Annotated in this window: 17 protein-coding genes and 1 pseudogene; 13 read left to right on the forward strand and 5 right to left on the reverse strand. The window is 38.4% G+C overall.

Annotation, left to right across the window (positions count from 1 at the left end):
• The first annotated feature begins 201 nt into the window (after positions 1-201).
• The 10 genes from htpG (at position 202) to AAFX60_004320 (ending at position 13,279) form a co-directional block, all read left to right on the forward strand.
• Positions 202-2,097 carry a molecular chaperone HtpG gene (htpG, locus tag AAFX60_004275; protein ID XDF78380.1) on the forward strand — a complete coding sequence of 632 codons (1,896 nt, stop codon included), beginning with the start codon at positions 202-204 and terminating at the stop codon, positions 2,095-2,097.
• Between the two features lie 261 nt (positions 2,098-2,358).
• A complete protein-coding gene (gene adk / locus AAFX60_004280; protein ID XDF78381.1) occupies positions 2,359-3,003 on the forward strand; it encodes an adenylate kinase in 645 nt (214 codons plus the stop codon).
• A gap of 85 nt (positions 3,004-3,088) precedes the next feature.
• Positions 3,089-4,057 carry a ferrochelatase gene (hemH, locus tag AAFX60_004285; GenBank protein XDF78382.1) on the forward strand — a complete coding sequence of 323 codons (969 nt, stop codon included), beginning with the start codon at positions 3,089-3,091 and terminating at the stop codon, positions 4,055-4,057.
• A 340-nt stretch (positions 4,058-4,397) separates the two neighbouring features.
• Complete coding sequence (gene tig, locus AAFX60_004290) at positions 4,398-5,696, forward strand: trigger factor (protein ID XDF78383.1); 1,299 nt, start codon at positions 4,398-4,400, stop codon at positions 5,694-5,696.
• Between the two features lie 105 nt (positions 5,697-5,801).
• On the forward strand, positions 5,802-6,425 hold the full coding sequence (gene clpP, locus AAFX60_004295; GenBank protein XDF78384.1) for an ATP-dependent Clp endopeptidase proteolytic subunit ClpP: 624 nt from the start codon (positions 5,802-5,804) through the stop codon (positions 6,423-6,425).
• Positions 6,426-6,511: 86 nt separating this feature from the next.
• A complete protein-coding gene (gene clpX / locus AAFX60_004300) occupies positions 6,512-7,798 on the forward strand; it encodes an ATP-dependent protease ATP-binding subunit ClpX (protein XDF78385.1) in 1,287 nt (428 codons plus the stop codon).
• 131 nt (positions 7,799-7,929) lie between these two features.
• A complete protein-coding gene (lon, locus tag AAFX60_004305) occupies positions 7,930-10,284 on the forward strand; it encodes an endopeptidase La (protein ID XDF78386.1) in 2,355 nt (784 codons plus the stop codon).
• Between the two features lie 148 nt (positions 10,285-10,432).
• Positions 10,433-10,729, forward strand: a complete 297-nt coding sequence (locus AAFX60_004310) for an HU family DNA-binding protein (GenBank protein ID XDF78387.1) — start codon at positions 10,433-10,435, stop codon at positions 10,727-10,729.
• Positions 10,730-10,932: 203 nt separating this feature from the next.
• A complete protein-coding gene (ppiD, locus tag AAFX60_004315; GenBank protein ID XDF78388.1) occupies positions 10,933-12,789 on the forward strand; it encodes a peptidylprolyl isomerase in 1,857 nt (618 codons plus the stop codon).
• A gap of 196 nt (positions 12,790-12,985) precedes the next feature.
• Positions 12,986-13,279 carry a ComEA family DNA-binding protein gene (locus AAFX60_004320; GenBank protein ID XDF78882.1) on the forward strand — a complete coding sequence of 98 codons (294 nt, stop codon included), beginning with the start codon at positions 12,986-12,988 and terminating at the stop codon, positions 13,277-13,279.
• Positions 13,280-13,405: 126 nt separating this feature from the next.
• On the opposite strand, the gene AAFX60_004325 is transcribed toward AAFX60_004320, so the two are convergent.
• On the reverse strand, positions 13,406-14,761 hold the full coding sequence (locus AAFX60_004325; GenBank protein ID XDF78389.1) for a peptide MFS transporter: 1,356 nt from the start codon (positions 14,759-14,761) through the stop codon (positions 13,406-13,408).
• A 382-nt stretch (positions 14,762-15,143) separates the two neighbouring features.
• Between AAFX60_004325 and rfaH the strand changes: the two genes are divergently transcribed.
• Positions 15,144-15,638 (forward strand): transcription/translation regulatory transformer protein RfaH, encoded by a 495-nt coding sequence (gene rfaH / locus AAFX60_004330; GenBank protein XDF78390.1) that lies wholly within the window; start codon positions 15,144-15,146, stop codon positions 15,636-15,638.
• A 58-nt stretch (positions 15,639-15,696) separates the two neighbouring features.
• On the opposite strand, the pseudogene asnB reads toward rfaH, so the two are convergent.
• The 4 genes and pseudogenes from asnB to nagA form a co-directional block, all read right to left on the reverse strand.
• Positions 15,697-17,363: pseudogene (asnB, locus tag AAFX60_004335) on the reverse strand (asparagine synthase B).
• Between the two features lie 288 nt (positions 17,364-17,651).
• The gene (locus tag AAFX60_004340; GenBank protein XDF78391.1) at positions 17,652-19,256 is read right to left on the reverse strand and encodes a cation:proton antiporter family protein; all 1,605 of its coding nucleotides are present in this window, start codon (positions 19,254-19,256) and stop codon (positions 17,652-17,654) included.
• Between the two features lie 84 nt (positions 19,257-19,340).
• Positions 19,341-20,555: an ROK family protein gene (locus AAFX60_004345; protein XDF78392.1), complete on the reverse strand. Its 1,215-nt coding sequence runs from the start codon at positions 20,553-20,555 to the stop codon at positions 19,341-19,343.
• Between the two features lies 1 nt (position 20,556).
• Complete coding sequence (nagA, locus tag AAFX60_004350; protein XDF78393.1) at positions 20,557-21,693, reverse strand: N-acetylglucosamine-6-phosphate deacetylase; 1,137 nt, start codon at positions 21,691-21,693, stop codon at positions 20,557-20,559.
• A gap of 401 nt (positions 21,694-22,094) precedes the next feature.
• On the opposite strand from nagA, the gene nagE reads away from it, so the two are divergent.
• Positions 22,095-23,588: an N-acetylglucosamine-specific PTS transporter subunit IIBC gene (gene nagE, locus AAFX60_004355; protein ID XDF78394.1), complete on the forward strand. Its 1,494-nt coding sequence runs from the start codon at positions 22,095-22,097 to the stop codon at positions 23,586-23,588.
• Between the two features lie 175 nt (positions 23,589-23,763).
• Positions 23,764-25,422, forward strand: a complete 1,659-nt coding sequence (glnS, locus tag AAFX60_004360; GenBank protein ID XDF78395.1) for a glutamine--tRNA ligase — start codon at positions 23,764-23,766, stop codon at positions 25,420-25,422.
• Positions 25,423-25,482: the final 60 nt, after the last annotated feature.

Consider the following 25,482-nt stretch of genomic DNA (forward strand, 5'->3'; position numbering starts at 1 on the left):
AGATATGATAAAGAGTATCACTTTTAGAATGTCTATATTATGTCAAAATTTATCATTAATCATTTTTGATCTATAAAAAAAGCAAAAAAACAGCAAAAAATCTGCCTGTTTTACATATCTTTACCTTGAATTGCTGTTTTATGACCCTATTTCAATATGTAAGTGTAAATAATGTTACCTCTTATATATTGGAGTTTTTAGATGAGTGAGCAAACTGCTAATAAAGAAACACGTGGATTTCAATCAGAAGTAAAACAGTTACTTCATTTAATGATTCACTCTTTATATTCAAATAAAGAGATCTTTTTGCGTGAACTAATCTCAAATGCTTCTGATGCATCAGATAAGTTACGTTTTAAAGCGCTATCAAATGGCGACTTATATGAAGGTAATGCCGATCTTGGTGTTAAATTATCTTTTAACGAGGCTGCAAATACATTAACCATTTCAGATAATGGTATTGGTATGAGTCGTGAGGATGTGATTGAACATTTAGGTACGATTGCAAAATCGGGAACGGCTGATTTCTTCTCTAAATTATCTGAAGATCAGAGTAAAGACTCTCAACTTATCGGTCAATTTGGTGTAGGTTTTTACTCTGCATTTATTGTTGCTGATGCGGTTACGGTTCGTACGCGTGCTGCAGGTTCTGAAAAAGATCAAGGTGTTCAATGGCACTCAGAGGGTGAAGGTGATTACACCATTGAAGACATTACAAAAGAAGGTCGCGGTACAGATATCATTCTTCATATGCGTGAAGAAGGTAAAGAATTTCTAAATGAGTGGCGTTTAAAAGAAGTGATTGGTAAATACTCTGATCACATCGGTATCCCTGTCTCTATCTGGACCGTTGAAAAAGACGAAGAAGGAAAAGATAAAGAAGGTAAATGGGAACAAGTAAATAAAGCTCAAGCACTTTGGATTCGTAGTAAATCAGATATTGAAGATGCTGAATACCAAGAGTTCTATAAGCATGTTTCTCATGATTTTGCTGATCCATTAACTTGGAGTCACAACAAAGTAGAAGGTAAAAATGATTACACCAGCCTTCTATATATTCCGGCAAAAGCACCATTTGATATGATGAACCGTGATCATAAAAGTGGTCTAAAATTATATGTTCAACGTGTCTTCATTATGGATGATGCTGAGCAATTTATGCCAACGTACCTACGTTTTGTTAAGGGGTTAATTGACTCAAATGATTTACCTTTAAACGTATCGCGTGAGATTCTTCAAGATAATAAAGTAACTCAATCATTACGTAGTGCATGTACAAAACGTGTACTGGGTATGCTTGAGAAAATGGCGAAAAAAGACGATGAAAAGTACCTTACTTTCTGGAAACAATTTGGCCAAGTTTTAAAAGAAGGCTTAGCTGAAGACTTCGCTAATAAAGAAAAAATTGCTGGGTTATTACGCTTTGCAACGACAGAAAAAGACAGTTCAGAGCAAGCTCTAGGTCTTGCTGGCTATGTTGAGCGTATGAAAGAAGAACAAGATAAGATCTTCTATCTAACCGCTGACAGCTATGCTGCTGCGAAAAACAGTCCACACCTAGAGCAATTTAAAGCAAAAGGTATTGAAGTTGTTCTGATGTATGACCGTATCGATGAGTGGCTAATGAGCTACTTAACCGAATTTGACGGTAAGCAATTCCAATCAATCACAAAAGCGGGCCTAGATTTAAGCAAGTTTGAAGATGAAGCGGAAAAAGAAAAACATAAAGAGACTGAAGAAGAGTTCAAGTCAGTTGTTGAGCGTACAAAGTCATATTTAGGCGATCGAGTTAAAGAAGTTCGTACTACGTTCAAATTAGCAACGACACCAGCGGTTGTGGTTACTGATGACTTTGAAATGGGTACTCAAATGGCAAAACTGTTGGAAGCTGCAGGTCAAGCTGCGCCAGAAGTGAAGTACATTTTTGAAATTAACCCAGATCATGCTTTAGTAAAACAAATGGCAGATGAAGCTGATGAAGAAGCATTTGGCCGTTGGGTTGAGATGTTACTTGGCCAAGCGATGCTTGCTGAACGAGGCTCTTTAGAAGATCCGTCGCAGTTCTTAAGTGCAATGAATCAATTGCTAGCTAAATAATTATTATTTGTGCTAAATAAGATGAGACCTTAGTAAAGATAACACTAAGGTCTCATTGTTTTTAATGGCGAAAATACACACAATTTAAGAGGCAGTTTTTGCTTTTTTAATTGCAAACTTGATAGCTTTCACAGTTACGTGTATCTTCACGGCGTATTTTTTAGAAATAAAACTTATACCTAAGTTTATAAATATAGGTTAGGTAACTTTTATTTGTAAGGTTTGGTATAAATTCCAAGATTATTTTTTAAGGGGAAAACAATGCGTATCATCCTTTTAGGTGCACCAGGTGCGGGTAAAGGTACTCAAGCTCAGTTCATCATGGATAAATATGGTATTCCACAAATCTCTACAGGTGACATGCTACGTGCTGCAATCAAAGCTGGCACTGAGCTTGGTAAACAAGCAAAATCTGTAATTGATGCTGGTCAACTTGTATCTGATGAGATCATCCTTGGTCTTGTTAAAGAGCGTATTGCTCAAGAAGATTGCGCTAAAGGTTTCCTACTAGATGGTTTCCCTCGTACAATTCCTCAAGCTGATGGCCTAAAAGAGAACGGTGTATCTATCGATTACGTTCTTGAGTTTGACGTTGCTGACGAAGTTATCGTTGAGCGTATGTCTGGTCGTCGTGCTCACCTTCCTTCAGGTCGTACTTACCACGTAGTGTACAACCCACCAAAAGAAGAAGGTAAAGATGACGAAACTGGCGAACCTCTTGTTATCCGTGAAGATGATAAGCCTGAGACAGTACTTGCTCGTTTAGGTATCTACCATGAGCAAACTGCACCGCTTATCGCTTACTACAACAAAGAAGCTGAAGCAGGCAACACTAAGTACCTTAAATTTGATGGTACTAAATTAGTTGCTGAAGTAAGTGCTGAAATCGAAAAAGCACTAGCGTAATCTTACGTAGTCAGTAATTTATTGCTATATTGAAGCGGCCTTTTATAGGTCGCTTTTTTTATGGAAAATAAATAGGTAATTGACAGTGAATAATAAAAAGACAGGGGTGTTGCTGGTTAATCTTGGAACACCAACAGCGCCAACAGCTGCTGCGGTAAAACAATTTTTATCAGAATTTTTACATGATAAGCGAGTGGTGGATATGAATCGCTTCATATGGTGCCCATTGCTTCATGGTGTCATTCTTCCTATACGCGCCCCGAAAGTTGCTAAGTTGTATGAAAGCGTTTGGATGGAGGAGGGGTCTCCATTATTAGTGTATTCACAACGACAGGTAAAAGCATTAGAAGCACGCCTTTCTATGCCTGTAGCTTTAGGAATGACTTATGGTGAACCAAGAATTAAATCTGGTATTGAGTCATTAGAACAACAAGGCTGTGATGAGATAATTATTTTACCTTTGTATCCGCAATACTCTCGTACTACAACTGCAGCTGTTTTTGATCAAATTGCAAAACAATACAAAACGACACCTGTACTACCCAATTTCACCATGATTCATAATTACCATGATCACCCTTTGTACATTAAAGCACTTGCAAACTCTGTCCGTCAGTCGTGGGAAAGGAATGGAAAGGGGGATTATGTTCTTTGTTCATACCACGGTATTCCACAACGTTTTGTTGATAATGGCGATATTTATGCAGCGCATTGTGAAAGAACAACCGAATTATTAGCACAAGAGCTAGGGTTAACTTCTGAACAAATTGGTATGAGTTACCAATCTCGTTTCGGGCGTGAAGAGTGGTTAAAACCATACACTTCTGAAACATTAAAATCGCTTGCGCCAAAAGGGATTAAATCATTAGACATTATCAGCCCTGCTTTTTCGTCTGATTGCCTAGAGACGTTAGAAGAACTTTCTGAAGAGTGTAAAGAGATTTTCATGGAGTCTGGTGGTCAAAAATACACCTTTATTCCGTGTTTAAATGATGATGAATTACACATTGAAATGATGGCAGATATTGTTAGTAGCAAAATTTTTAATAAATAACGGTTATTTTAAGAAAAAAATCGTTAATAAGGGTTGAAAAGTACTACTTATTCCCCAATTTCTCATTAAAGATTATCAACAAGTGTAGTGAGCCTCGACATAGAAACGTCAGATCGCTACAATATCGCGTCTTATTTTGCCACTTGGCTAAATGACGTATTTTGATTGCTAAAATACGTATTTGCTTTTGATATAAAAGTAAATAAAAGGAAGGTACCCTGAGGTATCACGAATCATAGGGTTGCGGTCTATTTTTATAGTCCCGTGACACAAGGATGCGACACGTTTTGTTTTGTCGCAAACTCAGAGAACCTGAGTCGATTTTGAGGTTTATATAAACATGCAAGTTACCGTTGAAACTAAAGAAGGCCTAGAGCGCGTTCTAACTATCACTGTTCCAGCAGCAAACATTGAAGATGCAGTATCTGCTGAGCTTCGTAATATCGCTAAAAATCGTCGCTTCGATGGCTTCCGTAAAGGTAAAGTGCCAATGAAGATGGTTGCGAAAATGTATGGTCAAGCGGTACGCAATGACGTGATGGGTGAAGTTATGCAACGTCACTTCATCGAAGCTATCGTAAAAGAGAAAATCAACCCAGCGGGTGCTCCAACTTTTACTCCAGTTGAATTTGCTGAAGGTAAAGATCTAGTTTTCACTGCTTCTTTTGAAGTTTACCCAGAAGTTGCTCTTCAAGGTCTAGACAAAGTTGTTGTTGAAAAACCACAAGTTGAAGTTAAAGACGAAGACGTAGCAGAAATGCTAGAAACTCTACGTAAGCAACAATCTACTTGGGCTGATGCTGATATCGCTGCTGAAGACGGTACTCGCGCTACAATCAACTTTGTTGGTTCTATCGACGGTGAAGAGTTTGAAGGCGGTAAAGCTGAAAACTTCCCTCTAGAAATGGGCCAAGGTCGTATGATCCCTGGTTTTGAAGATGGCATCAAAGGTAAGAAAGCTGGTGAAGAACTAACTATCGACGTTAACTTCCCTGAAGAATACCACGCAGAAAACCTAAAAGGTAAAGCTGCACAATTCGCTATCAAAGTAGTGAAAGTTGAATCTCGTGAGCTTCCTGAGCTAAACGATGAGTTCGTTGCTAAGTTCGGCGCTGAAGGTGGTGTTGAAGGTCTTAAAGCTGAAGTTCGTAAGAACATGGAGCGTGAACTAGCTCAAGCTGTTAAGAACAAGATCAAAGAACAAGCAATCAACGGTCTAGTTGAGCAAAACAACATTGACGTACCTTCTGCTCTAATCGATCAAGAAGTTCAAGTTTTACGTCAACAAGCAGTTCAACGTTTCGGTGGCAACGCTGACACCGCTCCTGAGCTTCCACGTGAACTATTTGAAGAACAAGCTAAACGTCGCGTAGTTGTAGGTCTTCTTCTTGGTGAAGTTATCAAGTCTGAAGAACTAAAAGCTGATGATGAGAAAGTAAAAGCGCTTATCAACGAAATGGCTTCTGCATACGAAGATCCAACAGAAGTTGTTGCTTACTACGAAGGCAACGAGCAAATGATGAACAACATGCGTAATGTTGCTCTAGAAGAACAAGCTGTTGAAGCTATCCTAGCTAAAGCACAAGTTTCTGAAAAAGCATTTGGCTTTAACGAACTAATGAATCAACAACCTGCTTAATTTCTAAATTAATTAAGTAGTTAGTTGACTTAGTTTCACAAGATCTGCTAATAATGGTCCGAATGAAGCGTCATTCGGACCATTTATTTTATAAGGGATACGGTTATGAGCTATCAAGAAAACAATGCAATGCCTTCTATTATGGATGCACTTGTTCCAATGGTTGTTGAGCAAACTTCACGTGGTGAGCGTTCGTATGATATTTATTCCCGTCTGTTAAAAGAGCGAGTTATCTTTTTAACAGGTCAAGTTGAAGATCACATGGCTAACCTAGTTGTAGCACAGTTGCTTTTCCTTGAGTCTGAGAACCCTGATAAGGATATCTTCCTATACATTAACTCTCCAGGCGGCTCTGTTACTGCGGGTATGTCTATTTACGACACAATGCAGTTCATCAAGCCAAACGTGAGTACAGTATGTATGGGTCAAGCATGTTCTATGGGTGCCTTCTTACTTGCAGGTGGTGCTCCTGGTAAGCGTTATGTATTACCAAATTCACGTGTGATGATTCACCAACCACTAGGTGGTTTCCAAGGCCAAGCGTCTGATATTCAAATTCATGCTCAAGAAATCTTAACGATTAAGAAGAAATTGAATACGTTGCTTGCAGAGCACACAGGTCAGCCTTTGGAAGTGATTGAACAAGATACAGATCGTGATAATTTCATGTCAGCAGATGATGCTGTGAAATACGGTCTTGTAGATGCTGTGTTAAATAAGCGTGACTAATTCATAAAAAAGCAGTAACGTTTACAGCAAAGAAGGTAAGTTAGTATAAACTTACAGCATAAAGGCAACGTTTAAGAGGTTAGCAAATGACAGACAAGCGTAAAGACGAAAATAGTGGAAAGTTACTATATTGCTCTTTTTGCGGAAAAAGCCAGCATGAAGTTCGTAAACTAATTGCAGGCCCATCTGTTTATGTTTGTGATGAGTGCGTTGATTTATGTAACGACATTATTCGCGAAGAGCTAAAAGATAATACTCTGTCTCCTAAAGAGAGTAGTGAAGAGTTACCAACACCACGTAATATTCGTGAGCATTTAGATGACTATGTAATTGGTCAAGAACATGCGAAGAAAGTACTGGCTGTTGCTGTATACAACCACTACAAGCGTTTGCGTAATGGCGATACAACAAAAGATGGGGTAGAGCTTGGTAAAAGTAATATCCTTCTGATTGGCCCAACGGGTAGTGGTAAAACATTACTTGCTGAGACTCTAGCTCGTTTCTTGGATGTACCGTTTACTATGGCGGATGCAACCACATTAACTGAAGCGGGTTATGTTGGTGAAGATGTTGAAAACATCATTCAAAAGCTATTACAAAAATGCGATTACGATCCTGCTAAAGCAGAGCGTGGCATTGTATATATCGATGAAATTGACAAGATTTCTCGTAAGTCTGAAAACCCATCAATTACACGTGATGTGTCTGGTGAAGGTGTTCAGCAAGCGCTATTGAAATTGATTGAAGGCACAATTGCTTCAGTTCCACCTCAAGGTGGTCGTAAGCATCCACAGCAAGAATTCCTACAAGTAGATACATCTAAGATTCTATTTATTTGTGGTGGTGCTTTTGCTGGCTTAGATAAAGTAATTGAGCAACGTGTTGCAACAGGTACAGGCATTGGTTTTGGTGCTGATGTTCGTTCTAAAGAAAACGAAGCAACAATCGGTGATTTGTTCAAGCAAATTGAACCAGAAGATTTAGTTAAGTTTGGTTTAATTCCAGAATTTATTGGCCGTTTGCCTGTAACAACAACGCTGACTGAATTAGATGAAGAAGCGTTAGTTCAGATTTTAAGTCAACCTAAAAATGCATTAACTAAACAATATGGTGCATTATTTGATTTAGAAGGTGCAGAGCTTGAATTCCGTGAAGATGCTTTAAAAGCAATTGCTAAAAAAGCAATGGATCGTAAAACAGGTGCTCGTGGACTTCGTTCAATTCTAGAAGCGGTATTACTCGAGACTATGTATGAATTACCTTCAAAAGAAGGCGTTTCTAAAGTAGTAATCGATGAGTCTGTGATTAATGGTGAATCAGAGCCACTATTAATTTTTGAAAACACAGAAACAAAAGCAATTTCTGCTGAATAGCAAAAGACAAGTTAGTTGAATAAAAAGGAGGCATTGGCCTCCTTTTTTATTTTTTAATGAAAATTATATTGAATCTTAGCGACTTGCCCCCATATTATTCCTAATAGATACTGACGGAAAGAGAGAAGAATATGAACCTGGAGCGTTCCGAGCGCATCGAGATACCAGTTCTACCATTACGCGATGTTGTGGTATATCCCCACATGGTTATTCCATTATTCGTAGGCCGTGAAAAATCCATCCGTTGCTTAGAAGCAGCAATGGAACAAAATAAGCAAGTTTTACTTGTGGCACAAAAAGAAGCTGCAAAAGAAGAGCCACAGTTAGATGACTTGCACGGTGTTGGTACAATTGCGACGATTTTACAGTTATTAAAACTACCAGACGGCACAGTAAAAGTGTTAGTTGAAGGTCAGCAAAGAGCAAAAATTCACCAGTTTCTTGAGGCTGATTTCTTTACTGCCGATGCTGAATTCTTGCTGACACCTGTTATTGATGATTCAGAGCAAGAAGTGATCATGCGCTCTGCAATTAATCAATTTGAAGGCTTCATCAAATTAAATAAAAAGATTCCACCAGAAGTGTTAACTTCATTAAACGGAATTGAAGATGCTGCACGTCTTGCTGATACTATCGCTGCTCATATGCCATTAAAATTGGTTGATAAGCAAGAAGTATTAGAATTAACAGATGTGATTGCTCGTTTAGAATATTTAATGGGCATGATGGAATCGGAGATCGATTTACTTCAAATCGAAAAACGTATTCGTGGCCGTGTTAAAAAACAAATGGAAAAAAGCCAACGTGAGTACTATTTGAATGAGCAAATGAAAGCCATTCAGAAAGAACTGGGCGATTTGGATGATGCGCCTGATGAGTTTGAAGCACTACAAAAGAAAATTGTAGATGCAAAAATGCCAAAAGAAGCGCAAGAAAAAGCAGAGCAAGAGCTTCAGAAATTAAAAATGATGTCTCCAATGTCAGCTGAAGCAACGGTAGTTCGTAGCTACATTGATTGCATGGTTGGTGTTCCATGGCATAAGCGCTCTAAAGTGAAGAAAGACTTGGCAAAAGCAGAAGAGATCTTAAATTCAGATCACTACGGCTTAGAGCGAGTAAAAGAACGCATTTTAGAATATTTAGCGGTTCAAAGCCGAGTAAGTAAGCTAAAAGGTCCTATCCTTTGTTTAGTTGGACCTCCTGGTGTAGGTAAAACCTCATTAGGCCAATCTATTGCGAAAGCAACGGGACGTAAATACACACGTATGGCTCTTGGTGGCGTACGTGATGAAGCTGAGATTCGAGGGCATCGTCGTACTTACATTGGTTCATTACCAGGTAAGTTAATCCAAAAACTGTCGAAAGTTGAAGTGAAAAACCCACTTTTCCTTTTGGATGAAATTGACAAAATGTCATCAGACATGCGTGGTGATCCGGCATCTGCTTTATTAGAAGTGCTTGACCCTGAACAAAACAGCGCATTCAGTGATCACTATTTAGAAGTTGATTACGATTTGTCAGATGTCATGTTTGTTGCAACATCTAACTCAATGAATATTCCGGGTCCATTATTGGATCGTATGGAGGTGATTCGTTTATCGGGTTATACAGAAGATGAAAAACTGAACATCGCTAAGAATCATTTACTGACAAAACAAATTAAGCGTAATGGCTTAAAAGAACATGAAATTGAGATTGATGATTCAGCAATCATTGGCATTATTCGTTATTACACGCGTGAAGCTGGTGTTCGTAGCTTAGAGCGAGAAATCTCTAAATTATGTCGTAAAGCGGTTAAGCAGATCTTACTTGATAAATCGATTAAGAAAGTCACGATTAATCAAGATAACCTGAAGGATTTCTTAGGCGTTCAGCGTTGTGATTACGGTAAAGCGGATGATGAGAATCGCATTGGTCAAGTTGTTGGTTTAGCTTGGACTGAAGTTGGTGGTGATTTACTTACTATTGAAGCTGAGTCAATGATAGGTAAAGGTAAGCTTACTTATACAGGTTCGCTTGGTGACGTAATGAAAGAGTCAATCCAAGCTGCAATGACCGTGGTTCGTACTCGTGCTGAAAAATTAGGTATTAATCCTGATTTCTACGAAAAACGTGATATTCACGTACACGTACCAGAAGGTGCAACACCAAAAGATGGTCCAAGTGCAGGTATCGGTATGTGTACAGCACTTGTTTCAAGCCTAACTGGTAATCCGGTTCGTTCTGATGTTGCAATGACGGGTGAAATTACACTGCGTGGTGAAGTTCTGCCTATTGGCGGTTTAAAAGAAAAACTGTTAGCTGCACACCGTGGTGGAATTAAAACCGTGATCATTCCAAAAGAGAATGAGCGTGATTTAGAAGACATTCCAGCGAATGTAATTGCTGATCTATCTGTTCATCCAGTTAAGTGGATTGACGAAGTTTTGACATTGGCTTTACAAAGCGACCCATCAGGTTTTAGTGTTGAACAATCTAAAAAGTGATGTGTAGCAAAAAACGTTGATATAACAGGGCTGACAAGTCGAAATGACTTGTCACTCTATATTGATATCGTTAAGTTAGACTCTATTGCTGTGAAGATAAATTCACACAACAAATATTATTATATGGACTCGTTCATTAAACTGTTGAATGAAAATTTTAAAGGGGAATACCGTGAATAAATCTCAATTAGTTGATCAAATTGCTGAAAGTGCAGATATCTCAAAAGCAGCAGCAGGCCGTGCTTTAGATGCACTAGTTGAAACAGTAACAGAGACGCTAAAAAGTGGCGATCAAGTAACTCTTGTTGGTTTTGGGTCATTTGTAGTTCGTGAGCGTGCAGCTCGCACAGGTCGTAACCCAAAAACTGGTGAAGCGATTGAGATTTCAGCTGCAAAAGTTCCTGCTTTTAAAGCGGGTAAAGCATTAAAAGATGCGTGTAACTAATCGAAAACTAGATAAAACTCTACACAAGCTAGCGTAACGCTAGTAGACTAGAGATATGAGTCATAGGCGCATCCAATGATGCGCTTTTTTATTGTTAAATTTTCTTTTGTTGAACTATTTTAAATTTTCACTATCAATAGAAATTGAAATGTTTTCTTAGGAATAAAATCATTCCATTCGGTGATTAGGAGTTAATACACATTATGATGGATCGAATTCGCGAAGGTTCAACAGGCCTTGCAGTTAAGATCATTCTCGGTCTAATTATTTTCTCATTTGTATTTGCAGGTGTAGGTAGTTATTTAGTCGGTGGTGGCCAGCCTTTAGCAGCGAAAGTTGGTGAGCGCGAAATTACTCGTAATGAGTTTGAGCAAGTTTATCAAAATGAACGTAACCGTATGCAATCGCAGTTAGGTGAATATTTTGCTACGTTACTGGGTGATCCTGCATATGTAGAGCAATTCCGTAAGTCAGTTTTAGACCGTATGGTTAATGATGCACTGCTTGATAACCAAGCTCAAGATTTAGGCTTGCGTATTAGTGATGATCAAATTCGTCAAACTATCCTTTCAATGCCTCAATTCCAAAAAGATGGCAAGTTTGATGAAGAAATCTATAACATTTCTTTACGCCGTGCAGGTTTTAGCTCTGATAGTTTTGCCGCTTACTTACGTCAAGACTTAGCAAGAAACCAGCTAGTTATGGCGTTAGAATCGACAGAATTTACGTTATCAAATGAAGTTCAAGCACAAGCTGCTTTAGAAACTCAGCAACGTGAAATTCGTACGATTACATTAAATACTGCTGATTTTGCTAAAAATGCAAAAGTAACAGATGAAGAAATCACAGAATACTACAATGCAAACAAACAACAATTTGTTCGACCTGAACAAGTAAAAGTGTCATATGTAGAGTTATCTGGTAATTCATTAAAAGCGCAGGCGCCAATTACAGATAAAGAAATTGAAGAATATTACCAAGCGAATTTAGATAAATATTCTACACAAGAGAAGCGTGAAGTTAGCCATATTTTAATTAAAGGCGACGAAGCTGATGCACAAAAAGTGCTAGATAGAATTAACAATGGCGAAGACTTTGCTACTGTAGCTAAAGATGCTTCACAAGATATCCCTACAGCTAAAGAAGGTGGTTCTTTAGGTTGGATTGAGCGTGGTGTTATTGATCCTGAGTTTGAAGATGCTGCTTTCCAATTAGCAAAAGTAGGTGATCATTCAGGTATCGTGAAATCAGCATTTGGTTTCCATATCATTCAACTGAATGGTATCGAAGAACCAACAACAAAACCGCTTGCTGAAGTAAGTGCTGATATCAAGTCGTTCTTAGTTGATGAGCATGCAGCAGATGCGTTTTACAGTCTACAAACTGAACTAGCTGAAAAAGCGTTTGAATCACCTGATTCATTAGATGATGCTGCTGAAGCCGTTGATGCGAAGATTGTAACATCTGATTTCTTCTCTCAAGCTGATGCACCTAAAGCGCTTGCGGATTCAGCTGTACTTCAAGCTATTTATAGCCCAGAAGTTAAAGAAGATGGTTTAAACTCTGATGTTATCGAAATTGCACCTGAACATGTTATCGTTGTTCGTGTTGAAGATGTTCGTGATGAAATGGTTTTACCTCTTGATGAAGTAAAAGATGCAGTAATTGCTCGCTTATCTCAAGCACAAGGTGAACAGGAAGCCCTAGAACTTGCTCAAAACGTAATTTCAGGCCTTAAGAAAGGTGACAATAGCGTGATGACAAATAATGGCTTAGCGTTTGCTGAGGCTCGAATGATCAGCCGTAATGATGAATTAGCAAATGACGTATATCGTTTAGAGAAGCCTGCTGATGGTAAATCAACGTATGCACAGGTTATGGATCGTCAAGGAAACCATGTCATTGTTGCTCTTGATAGTGTATTAGAATTAAATGATTCAAATATGTCATCGCAAATTGCTACTGGTTTATTGCGTTCTCAAACTCAGCAAGATTTAACAGCAACGTTAGATACGCTAAAAGAAAGTACAGAAATTAGCTATCCGTTACTTGAACAGTAAAACATTTCTTTGTAACTGATAAATATAAAAGACGGGCCCCTATAAGGGGCCCGTCGTGTTTTTAAAGATAGAAACTATTTCCATATAGGTTTTTAGTAAACGTTTTAATATGCTTTTTCCGATGTTTGAATAGGTGTTGTTTTCTGATGTATCAATCATCATTTTTTCATTTTAAAAAGGATACATAATGAAACGCATACTCACTTTACTCAGTACCTTGATGTTAACACTAACACTTTTCTCTGCTTCAGTAGCTGCAGAAGTAACAAAAAGCGATACACATGAAGGTATTGAAATAACGGTTAACATCAACCAAGCAGGAGCTGAAGAGCTAAAAACGTTATTGGTTGGTGTTGGAGAATTAAAAGCTCAAGCGATAATTGATTACCGTAATGCTAACGGCAAGTTTGTCAAAGCTGATGATTTAACGAAAGTTAAAGGTATTGGGGATAAACTGGTTGAGAAAAACCGAGATAGAATCACATTGTAGAGTTATATTTAGTTGTACCAATTTAGTTAATCAGTTCATTGGTACAATAAAAAGGCAGCCATGAAGGCTGCCTTTTTTGTGCTAAATCGTATTCTGAATATTTGATATTCAGTTTGGAATTACCGATTAATGAGCTTTTTCAGCACCGTGCATCCAACGAATAAGCGTACCTGAAATTATCAGAAGAAGAACACCAGAAACTGTTGCCGTGATAGCAATACCAGCAAAGATATCTAGAGCACCTAAGCTTTCAACATGAGAGCCTACTAAGCCTGCAATGTAGTTAGAGATAGCATTGAAGCCAAACCAAGTCCCCATCATTAATGAAGCTAAACGTAATGGAGCTAATTTAGTAACTAATGAAAGACCAATTGGTGATAAACACAGTTCACCTAAAGTATGGAAGAAATACGCGCCAACTAACCAAAGCATTGAGGTTTTAACGGTTAAGTCGCCACCTTGTTCTAGTACTGCGCCAACCATACATACGAAACCCATAGCCAAGAAGAATAGAGCCATCGCAAATTTAACTGGTGAGCTTGGCTCTTTTGGACCGAGTTTAACCCATATTCCAGCAATGATAGGAGCAAGAACAATAATAAAGAACGGGTTTAACGATTGGAACCAAGCTGCAGGAACTTCAAAAGAACCAATCATTCTATCTGTGTATTGTTGTGAATATACATTCATCAGGCCACCAGCTTGTTCAAAGCCTGCCCAGAAAACAATAACGAATAAGCCCATGATCATGACCACTTTTAGTCGGTCAATTTCTTCTTTAGTTAACGCGGTGCTTGATTTACCAGCTGCTTTTGCGTTTTCTTTTGCGATATGTGCTGCAGGTCTAACACCGATGTCACCTAAGAAGCGTTGGGCAAAAAGACTTTGGATGATCAAACTGATGATCATACCGATACCAGCTGCAACAAAACCAGCTTTCCATCCCCATACTCCAGTTACAGAGCCTGATACAACACCAGCAAGTAAAGAACCTAAGTTAATACCCATGTAGAAGATAGTAAATGCGCCATCACGACGATGATCGCCATCTTCATATAAATCGCCAACCATTGTGGAAACATTTGGTTTAAATAAACCATTACCAGCGATTAGAAAGCCAAGACCGGTATAAAATAAGGCTTCGACAGAAAAAGGAAGGAAATCGTGCGGTAAAGCCAAAGTAAATTGACCAATTACCATTAAGAAACCACCGATTAATAATGCTTTACGTTGGCCTAAGTAATTATCAGCTAACCATCCGCCAATGAGAGGGGTGATGTACATAAGGGCGGTATAAGTACCATATAGGCTTAATGCATCTTTTACTGTCCAACCCATACCACCATTGATGGTTCTATCTGTGAGATATAGAACCAAGATAGCGCGCATTGCGTAATAGGAGAAGCGTTCCCAAAGCTCTGTTCCAAAAAGTAAGAACAACCCTTGAGGGTGTCCCATAAGTAATTTGTTGTTATTTGACATAATGTTCTCTTTTATAATGGAATATTATTCTTCTTATACAGCGTAAATTTATACGCTTTGAATGTCGTTACTGCAATGTCGTACATTTTTATGTGATTTGCGTAACATTTTAACTCTTTGAAATGTTTGGAAACACTTTAAATTGGCAACATTATCATACTCTGTTTTTGTTTTTACTTGTAGGTTTAAGTTCTTTTTTGTTTTAGTTTATTGGTTTTTTATTTTAATTTTGTGTTGATATTTAGATTTTAGATGTAATTTTGGTTATTTATCGATATTTAACATTTGTTGTGCGTGCAACTATTGATTTTTACTAGGAAATCATTTTTTTGAATGATTTGACATGCTATGATCTTCAGTTGGTTTGGTTAGGTATTGAGTTATGAAACAGTGGTATTTACTTTATTGCAAACGCGGTGAGCAAGAGAGAGCAAAACTACATTTAGAAAATCAAATGGTAGAGTGCTTTTATCCTGAGATCGTTGTAGAGAAAATTGTTCGAGGAAAAAGAAAACAAGTAAAAGAACCACTATTTCCATGCTATATGTTTATCTATTTTGATTTTGAGGTAGGTCCATCGTTTACTTCTATTCGCTCTACTCGTGGAGTTAGTGATTTTATTCGATTTGGTGCTCAGCCAAAGGTTCTGCAAGGTGACTTGATTTACTCATTAAAAGCGCTCGATGAAAATAATAATAAAGAGAAATTAGAGTGTTTACCTGAAGCTGGACAAAAAGTAGCGATAAAAGAAGGACCGTATAGCGGTATTGAAGCGATTTATAAAGAAGCTGATGGTGAAAAACGTTCCATCCTCTTAATAACGTTAATTAATAAAAAAGTAGAAATTAAAATACCTAACTCAGATATTGAATATTGATGCATAAAAAAAGCGCCTATAAGACGCTTTTTTATTACATTAAAATGGTGCTAGTGCATTAATCGTATGCTTCGTTATGAACGGCTTGAACAGCACGACCTGACGGATCTACGCAGTTCTGGAAAGATTCATCCCATTCAATTGCTTTAGCTGATGAGCAAGCAACTGACGGACCACCAGGAACACATTTCGCTGCATCTTCTAGCGGGAATAACTCTTCAAAGATTTCTCGATAAACATACGCTTCTTTTGTTGTTGGCGTGTTATACGGGAAGCGGAATTTTGCTGATTCCATTTGTTGGTCTGTTACTTTTGCCTCTGCGGTTTCTCGTAATGTGTCGATCCAGCTATATCCAACACCATCAGAGAATTGTTCTTTCTGTCTCCATGCGATAGCTTCAGGTAAATAATGTTCAAAACATTCACGTAAGATGTGTTTTTCCATCTTTCCATTACCACACATCTTATCTTGTGGGTTTAAACGCATAGCCACATCAATAAATTCTTTATCTAAGAATGGAACACGACCTTCAACCCCCAAGCTGCAAGTGATTTATTCGCACGAGCACAATCAAACATGTTTAAAGCAAGTAGTTTACGAACGGTCTCTTCATGGAACTCTTTTTTGTTTGGTGCTTTATGGAAGTAGAGGTAGCCACCAAAGATTTCATCTGCACCTTCACCAGAAAGTACCATCTTGATGCCCATCGCTTTGATTTTACGACCCATTAAGAACATTGGTGTTGATGCTCGAATAGTGGTTACATCATAGGTTTCAATATGATAAATAACATCACGAATCGCATCCAAACCTTCTTGAATGGTGTAAGTCATTTCATGGTGAACCGTACCCAGTTTATCTGCAACTTCACGAGCGGCTTTTAGATCTGGTGCGCCTTCTAAGCCAACAGCAAAAGAGTGCAGTTGAGGCCACCATGCTTCCGACTTTTCATCGTCTTCAATACGCATCGCTGCGAAACGTTTAGCTACGGCAGACGTAATAGATGAATCTAATCCACCAGAAAGAAGTACACCATAAGGAACATCTGTCATTAATTGGCGTTTTACAGCATCTTCAAGTGCTTGGGTTAAGTCTTCTTTACTTGTTGGGTTATCTTTAACTGCATCATAATCCATCCAATCACGTAAATAATAACGTGTTGGTTCTGTATCTTTTGATGAGTAGAAGTGGCCAGGAGGAAACTCACTGATTGATTTACATACAGGAACTAATGCTTTCATTTCTGAAGCAACATAATAGTTACCATGTTCATCATAACCGTGATACATAGGGATAATACCAATATGGTCACGACCAATTAAATATTCATCTTTTTCTTCATCGTAAAGAATGAAGGCAAAAATACCATTTAAATCTTCGAGTAGATCAGCTCCTTTTTCACGATATAACGCTAAAATAACTTCACAATCTGAATCAGTTTGGAATGTGTAATTATCTGCGTATTTTTCGCGAAGCTCTTTGTGGTTATAAATTTCACCATTAACAGCAAGAATGTGCTTTTTATCTTCGCTATAAAGAGGTTGTGCGCCACTGTTTAAACCAACGATAGCTAAACGTTCATGCGCTAAAATTGCTTTGTCAGATGAATAGATACCTGACCAGTCTGGACCTCGATGGCGTAACTTTTTAGACATTTCTAAAGCGGTAGTTCTTAGTGGAGTTGGATCGCTTTTAATATCTAGAATTCCGAAAATTGAGCACATAAATAAGTTCCTTCTACTCTTCTTAATTTTTGTCTTAAATTATTGTCCTGAATACAATTTGCCATTACCGCTAAAAAAATCAACCCAGAAATACAAATAAATTCACAAATACGACCCATGATTAGATATTTTTTAACAAAATGAAGGTTTTCTTATTGAATCGTTACTTGGTGCTGCTTTTTTGAACTGAAAGGTATAATTACTGAAGATAAAAGAGATAAAAAAAGAGAGCACAACAAATGATGCTGCGCTCTCTTCATTATTTGAATGAAATAAATTAACGATAAATTAATGCGTTATGTAATCTTTATGATGATTAAATTGTGGATCTAACTGTTCACTTACATGACGGGCAAAACCACTGCCTGCTTCGTGATAAATATTAAATGCAGCATCAACACCTTGTTCAATTAATCCATCAATTTGGTCATTGTATGCTGCGATTGCAGCGGTTTGTCCTTGATAGTTTCTAGTTTGTAGTTGCTCAAGTGCAAATTGATTACCTTGGTGATTGGGCATTGCTAATAAAACTAATTTTACGTGCGAAGTTGAAAGAATACGTTCCCAAAAATCAGGGTCGGTTGCATCACCAGAAATCACATTTCTTCCTAGTTCTTGGTGCTGTTTTGCTGATTCTTCACGCAATTCTATACCTAAAATAATGTCACCATATTTTTCTTTTAGTTCATCATAGGCGCCACTACCAATGCGACCCATACCTAAAATCAGAATTTGAGCGCGTCCGGGATTAATTAACTTATCCATCGGATTTAATCGTTCAGCAGTATGTTCTTTTAACCAATGACGAGAACGTTGGTAAATGGTATGTCCAAAATTATTTAATGGTGCAGAGATAATGAACGAGATGGAGACGGCAATAGCAATGGCAACTAAGGTATCTGCTGGTAACCATCCCATTTTAAAGGCAAGACCGCCAACAATAAGCCCAAATTCGCTGTAATTAAATAGGGTTAGAGAGGCAAGTAATGAGGTTCGCACTCGGAACTTGAATTTATTAATAATAATGAAGTATAAGAAGCTTTTAACTGGTAACAGTAAAATAAGGATCAGAGCGAGTCCAAGACCTGAAACCGTTGGTGCGGCAGACAAGCCAATATTTAAAAAGAAGCAAATGAGTAGAACTTCTTTTAAATTAAAAAGTGATTTAGATAATTCTGAGGCTTTTGCATGTCCAGCTAATAGCATTCCTAAGATAAGTGCACCTAGATCCGGTTTCATACCTACTAATTCAAAAGTACCAGCCCCAGCAACTAATGCTAAGAAAATACCGTAAAGGACCAGCATTTCACCGTGCCCAGCCCAATCGAGTAGTTTAAAAAACAATGGTCTAAACAAAGGTAATGCAAAAAGAGCGAGCGCGGTAATTTCTGGAATTTTCCCCGTTGATGCAGTTAAAAATACAACCGCAAAGATATCTTGCATAACAAGAATACCAATGGCTAAGGTACCGTAGGTTGCATTCATTTCACCTTTTTCTTGTAATGCTTTTACTGCGAATACTGTACTTGAGAAAGAGAGTGCAAAACCAAAGAGTACCAGTTGAGCTGTCTCTATGTTGGCAAGCATATTGATGCCAAGAAGTTTAAGCCCTAATAATGCAAAGGTAAAAAACAGAGTTGAAAAGACATTATGAAGTGTAGCGCCTAACCAAATTTCTTTAGCAAGTAATGTTTTAATATCTAATTTTAAGCCAATGGAGAAAAGTAATAGGGTGACACCGAGATCGGCAAATGTCTCAAGAGCGTCATTAGATTGAAAACCAAGGGCGTGTAAACCAAATCCAGCTAATAAAAAACCGACAAGAGGCGGTAGGTTAATTTTTAAAGCAATAAATCCCATTACAAACGCTGCAATGATAAAAAGTAACTCCATATACTCATGTTCCTGATGGTAATCGAAAAAAAGGGCTGCTAATAGCAACCCTTAGAATAATAACACGCGAATAGAGACTCGTGATTATTCATCGAGTAATTTTTGTAACAAGACTCCATTAAGCATCGCACGTTTTACCATAGAGAATGCCCCGATCGTTGGTTGGTCGTATAACTCAGAAGCAACAATTGGTAGATCTTTATGGAAAGTAGTTAATGATTGATTCTTAATACAGTTACGAATTGCAGCAAATAGGATCTTATCTGCATGGGTAATTGCACCTGCGATAACGATCTTTTGAGGATTAAATAAGTTTATTGTCATCGCAATAGCCTTACCTAATTGATTACCTACACGCAATATTGTTTGAGTCGCTAGCTCATCGCCATGATTTGCAGCATGACAAATATCTGTCATGGTGATTTTTGGTAGTTGAGAAAGACTTGATGGATAGCCTTGTTTTAATAAGGACTCAACACGTGCAATGATTGCTGGGTCAGCAGCAACGGTTTCTAGGCAACCAAAATTACCGCATTGGCATTTATCACCAATAGGGTCAATTTGGATATGACCAATTTCACCTACATTGCGGTTATGACCTAAAAATACTTTGCCATTAACAATAATACCTGCACCAGTACCACGGTGAACACTGACTAAGATCGAATCATAACAATCTTGTGAAGCACCAAAGTAATGTTCAGCAAGTGCAAGGCCACGAACATCGTTACCTACAAAACATTCAGTATTAAAATTATCTTTGATGAAATCCGCTAGAAGTAGCTTGTTTACATCGGTATTTGGCATGTATTCAACCACACCCGTTTCAGGGTTAACTAAACCAGGAAGAGTAATGCCGATAGCAATTAATTGCTTAATTGTATCTTGGTTTTTTGAAATAAAGCCTTCCAATAGTAATTTCAGCCCATCTAGTAGATGTTCTTGATTGCTATAATGGAATTCTTGGTATTCGCTAGCCAGCTCTTTAGTCGAAAGATCAAACAAACTCAGTTGAATGTAATCTCGTCCTAGACGTACTGCTATAGAGTGGAAAGGGGAGGTTTCAGTGGTCAAGGAGATAGCTCTTCGACCACCAGTAGATGCTTGTTGCGCGACTTCTTTTATTAAGCCGCGCTCTAATAGTTGACGGGTGATTTTGGTAACACTTGCAGGAGCCAGCTGGCTTACATCTGCAATTTGAATTCGAGAAATCGGACCTTTTTGGTCGATTAAACGATAAACAGCCGCACTGTTTAATTGTTTTACTAGATCTACATTACCAATTTGTCCGCCAGTCATATTAACTTTGCTCGTATTGTCCGTTCACAACAGTCGCTTTTACATTGAAGTCACGATCAAAAATAGCAAGGTTAGCAACCATGTTCTTTTTAATGCGGCCAAGTTTATTATCTAAGCCCATAGCTTGAGCTGGATATAAAGTCGCCATGCGTAGTGCTTCGTCTAAAGCGATTCCAACGTGCTCAACTGTATTCTGAACTGCTTCAATCATAGTCAGAGCTGAGCCACCTAATGTGCCATTTTCATCAACACATTTGCCATCCTTGTAATATACTTTCTTACCCACAAAAATAAAGTATTCCATGTCAGCACCTGCAGGAGCTGTGGCATCGGTCACTAATACTAGTTTTTCTTTCTTTATTTTGTGTGCAATACGGATGTTTGCATAGTCAACATGGAAACCATCAGCAATGATGCCAGCATAAACGTCTGGAGTATCATAAATTGCACCCACAACACCAGGCTCACGACCAACCATAGGCGTCATTGCATTAAACAAGTGAGTTGCGAAAGTGATACCTGACTCAAATCCTTGACGAGCTTCAGCATAAGTTGCGTTTGTGTGGCCAATAGATACCACGATACCTGCTTTATGAAGGCGCTCGATATGCTCAGGATCATTTTGCTCTGGCGCTAGCGTTACTTTTGCGATTAGGTCTGCGTTATCACACATAAGTTGGATCATGTCTGAGTCTGACGTACGGATATGATCAACGCTGTGAATGCCTTTTTTCATTACGTTTAGGTATGGACCTTCTAGGTGCAAACCTAAAGATTGGTTTTGATATTTGCTGTGGTATTCACGAGCAGCTTCGATTGCCGCACGCATATCTTCATCAGAAGAAGTAATCAATGTTGGTAAGAAGCTAGTACAGCCAGATTTTAGGTTTGCTTCATGCATAATTTGCATGGTTTCTGCTGTAATTTCATCATTAAGCATTACGCCACCACAACCATTAAGCTGAAGATCGATAAAGCCTGGGCTTAGAATCGCTCCATCTAAGTCTTTTAGCTCAATACCACCTGGTAGTTCTGATGTTGGGCAAACAGCTTCAATCTCTGTTCCATTAATGATTACTGAATGGTCAGTAAGAACATCGTTACCTGTATAAACTTTACAGTTAGTTAGCGCATACATAGCTTGAATCCTTTGGTTATAATTTAGAGTACGAAAAAAATAAACTTTTTTCGTTGAAATTTTTAAGCAGGTGAAAATAGAACTGCTTACTGAGCGGTACACTCAGAATACCTAAATGTTACGTTCAGTAATGACAAAATTTGGTCATAATATGCACCAAATTTTATTCCTGATGCTTTATTCTTTCGAATGATAAAATAAGTTTTATGATCTCGCTAGCAAAATACCCTAAATATTCCTTCCGCAGGTGATAATGATCACAATACGTTAGCTTTTAATTTGCGGGGCGAAATTAATCCCTTACACTGACCCTGTTTATAACGAGTAACGAAATAAGTTTTGTGAAGAACAGGTTAAGTTATTCAAAAAAAATCTAAAATCCTTATAGGGGGAATCTAAAGGTGAATATTTTAGGATATTTTCAAAAAGTAGGTAAGGCACTGATGGTACCAGTTGCTACATTACCTGCAGCAGCAATTTTAATGGGTATTGGTTACTGGATTGACCCGGTAGCTTGGGGTGGCAACAGTGCACTTGCAGCGTTTTTAATCAAAGCTGGTGCGGCTATCATCGACAACATGTCAGTACTGTTCGCAGTAGGTGTTGCTTATGGTATGTCTAAAGATAAAGATGGTGCAGCTGCACTTTCTGGTTTTGTTGGTTTCTTAGTTGTTACTACTCTTCTTTCACCAGGAGCAGTTGCTCAAATTCAGGGTATTGATCCCGCTGCAGTTCCAGCTGCATTTGGTAAAATCAATAACCAATTTGTTGGTATCCTAGTTGGTATCGTATCTGCTGAAATCTACAACCGTTTTTCTTCTGTAGAACTGCATAAAGCACTTGCATTCTTCTCAGGTAAGCGTCTTGTACCTATCCTAACTTCTTTCGCAGGTATCTTAATTGCGTTTGTACTTATGTACATCTGGCCTGCAATTTACGGCGGCCTAGTACACTTTGGTGAATCAATCCAAGGTATGGGTTCTGTTGGTGCTGGTATCTACGCATTCTTCAACCGTCTACTTATCCCTGTTGGTCTTCACCACGCACTTAACTCTGTGTTCTGGTTTGACGTAGCGGGTATTAACGATATTCCTAACTTCCTAGGTGGCGCTAAGTCTATCGCTGAAGGTACTGCAACTGTAGGTGTTACAGGTATGTACCAAGCTGGTTTCTTCCCAATCATGATGTTTGGTCTACCAGGTGCAGCACTAGCTATCTACCATACTGCTAAAGTTGAGAACAAAGAAAAAGTTGCATCTATCATGATTGCTGCTGGTTTCGCATCATTCTTCACTGGTGTAACAGAACCTCTAGAATTCTCATTCATGTTCCTTGCTCCTGCACTATACGTAGTTCACGCAGCATTAACAGGTATCTCTGTATTCATCGCAGCATCTATGCAATGGATTGCAGGTTTCGGTTTCTCAGCTGGTCTTGTAGATATGGTACTTTCTACTCGTAACCCTCTAGCTGTTAACTGGTACATGCTAATTATCCAAGGTATCGTATTCTTCGCAATCTACTACTTCGTATTCCGCGCTGTAATCGTTAAGTTCAACCTTAAGACTCCAGGCCGTGAAGACGACGAAGACGAAGAAGGTTCAACAGTTGGTGGTTCTAAAGAAACTGGTGAGCTAGCTAAACAATACCTTAAAGCTCTAGGTGGTCACGAAAACCTAGAAAACATCGATGCTTGTATCACTCGTCTACGTCTAACTCTTAAAGACACTAGCGTAATCAGCGAGAAGCAACTTAAAGCTCTAGGTGCAATGGGTGTGGTTAAACTTGGTTCAAACAACGTTCAAGTTATCCTTGGTCCTCTTGCTGAAATCGTAGCTGGCGAAATGAAAAAAATCCCAGCTTCTGAAGACCTAACAGCAGTTGCACTACCATAATTATTGAGTAATTAACTCAAAATCAACAAGCCGCTCTCTTTAGAGCGGCTTTTTTTATATAAATAACCAAACTATTTGATTCTATATATTGAGTATCTGCCCATAATTGTGGATCATAGGGAGATATGAACAATCTGTTCTTTCTGACAATACTAATACCAATGAGGTGCTTTAGATGAGTGAAACTGAAACTCGTCCTACCAACTTTATCCGTCAAATTATTGATGAAGATTTAAAGTCTGGTAAACATTCCAGTGTCCATACTCGTTTCCCGCCAGAGCCAAATGGCTATCTGCATATCGGACACGCAAAATCTATCTGTTTGAATTTTGGTATTGCTCAAGATTATCAGGGTCAGTGTAATCTTCGTTTTGACGATACAAACCCTGAGAAAGAAGACATCGAATACGTTGAGTCTATTAAGAATGACGTTAACTGGTTAGGTTTTCAGTGGAGTGGAGATATTCAATATTCTTCAAACTACTTTGATAAGCTATATGGTTATGCTGTTGAATTAATTGAAAAAGGATTAGCGTATGTTGATGAGCTAACTCCTGAGCAAATGCGTGAATACCGTGGTTCTCTAAAAGAGCCAGGTAAAAACAGCCCGTACCGTGATCGTAGCGTAGAAGAAAACCTAGCGTTATTTGAACAAATGCGTGATGGTAAATTTAAAGAAGGCACAATTTGCTTACGAGCTAAAATTGATATGGCTTCTTCATTCATCGTACTTCGTGATCCTGTTATTTATCGTGTACGTTTTGCTACTCACCATCAAACTGGTGATAAGTGGTGCATTTACCCAATGTACGACTTCACACACTGTATTTCTGATGCGTTAGAAGGCATTACGCACTCTATTTGTACGCTTGAATTCCAAGACAACCGTCGTTTATACGATTGGGTACTAGAGAACATCACAATTGATTGCCAACCGCGTCAATATGAATTTAGCCGTCTAAATCTTGAATATACGGTAATGTCTAAGCGTAAGCTGAACCAACTAGTGACTGAGAAATTAGTAAATGGTTGGGATGACCCACGTATGCCTACTGTTTCTGGTTTACGTCGTCGTGGCTTTACTTCTGCATCAATTCGCGAGTTCTGTAAGCGTATCGGTGTAACGAAACAAGAAAACATGATTGAATTCAGCTCTCTTGAGTCTTGTATTCGCGATGATTTAAACGAATCAGCACCTCGTGCAATGGCTGTTCTTGAGCCAGTGAAACTTGTGATTGAAAACTACGAAGAAGGTAAGGTTGAGACGCTAAATATTGCTAACCATCCAAATAAACCTGAAATGGGCACTCGTGAAGTACCATTTACTCGTGAAGTTTATATTGAACAAGATGATTTCCGCGAAGAAGCGAACAAAAAATACAAGCGTTTAGTGCTAGGTAAAGAAGTTCGTTTACGTGGTGCTTACGTTATTCAAGCTAACCGTATTGAAAAAGACGAAGCAGGTAATATCACAACGATTTTCTGTAGTTACGATGAAGATACGTTAGGTAAAAACCCTGCAGATGGTCGTAAAGTTAAAGGTGTTATTCACTGGGTTTCTGCTGATAAAGCATTACCAGCTGAAATTCGTTTATACGATCGTTTATTTACTGTACCAAACCCAGGTGCTGCGGATGATTTTGCTGCAACAATCAACCCTGAGTCTTTAGTGGTTAAAAATGGTTTTGTTGAACCTAGTTTAGCAACAGCAGAAGCTGAAGTTGGTTATCAGTTTGAGCGTACAGGTTACTTCTGTGCAGATAACAAAGACTCAAGTGCTGATGCATTAGTCTTTAACCGTACTGTAGGTTTACGTGATACTTGGGCTGGTTAATTAATCATTACTAGCTAATAAAAAACCAGCATGAAAATGCTGGTTTTTTTATATGAGCTT

Source organism: Aliivibrio fischeri, from assembly GCA_038993745.2.
In the GTDB taxonomy this organism is placed as follows: domain Bacteria; phylum Pseudomonadota; class Gammaproteobacteria; order Enterobacterales; family Vibrionaceae; genus Aliivibrio; species Aliivibrio fischeri_B.

Bases quoted from the DNA above. Each gene is read 5' to 3' on its own strand.
- AAFX60_004310 (XDF78387.1), top strand. From the start codon at position 10,433: ATGAAAATTTTAAAGGGGAATACCGTGAATAAATCTCAATTAGTTGAT.
- lon (XDF78386.1), top strand. From the start codon at position 7,930: ATGAACCTGGAGCGTTCCGAGCGCATCGAGATACCAGTTCTACCATTA.
- clpP (XDF78384.1), top strand. From the start codon at position 5,802: ATGAGCTATCAAGAAAACAATGCAATGCCTTCTATTATGGATGCACTT.
- tig (XDF78383.1), top strand. From the start codon at position 4,398: ATGCAAGTTACCGTTGAAACTAAAGAAGGCCTAGAGCGCGTTCTAACT.
- AAFX60_004345 (XDF78392.1), bottom strand. From the start codon at position 20,555: ATGACTGGCGGACAAATTGGTAATGTAGATCTAGTAAAACAATTAAAC.
- glnS (XDF78395.1), top strand. From the start codon at position 23,764: ATGAGTGAAACTGAAACTCGTCCTACCAACTTTATCCGTCAAATTATT.
- AAFX60_004340 (XDF78391.1), bottom strand. From the start codon at position 19,256: ATGGAGTTACTTTTTATCATTGCAGCGTTTGTAATGGGATTTATTGCT.
- AAFX60_004325 (XDF78389.1), bottom strand. From the start codon at position 14,761: ATGTCAAATAACAACAAATTACTTATGGGACACCCTCAAGGGTTGTTC.
- ppiD (XDF78388.1), top strand. From the start codon at position 10,933: ATGATGGATCGAATTCGCGAAGGTTCAACAGGCCTTGCAGTTAAGATC.
- clpX (XDF78385.1), top strand. From the start codon at position 6,512: ATGACAGACAAGCGTAAAGACGAAAATAGTGGAAAGTTACTATATTGC.
- rfaH (XDF78390.1), top strand. From the start codon at position 15,144: ATGAAACAGTGGTATTTACTTTATTGCAAACGCGGTGAGCAAGAGAGA.
- nagA (XDF78393.1), bottom strand. From the start codon at position 21,693: ATGTATGCGCTAACTAACTGTAAAGTTTATACAGGTAACGATGTTCTT.
- htpG (XDF78380.1), top strand. From the start codon at position 202: ATGAGTGAGCAAACTGCTAATAAAGAAACACGTGGATTTCAATCAGAA.
- adk (XDF78381.1), top strand. From the start codon at position 2,359: ATGCGTATCATCCTTTTAGGTGCACCAGGTGCGGGTAAAGGTACTCAA.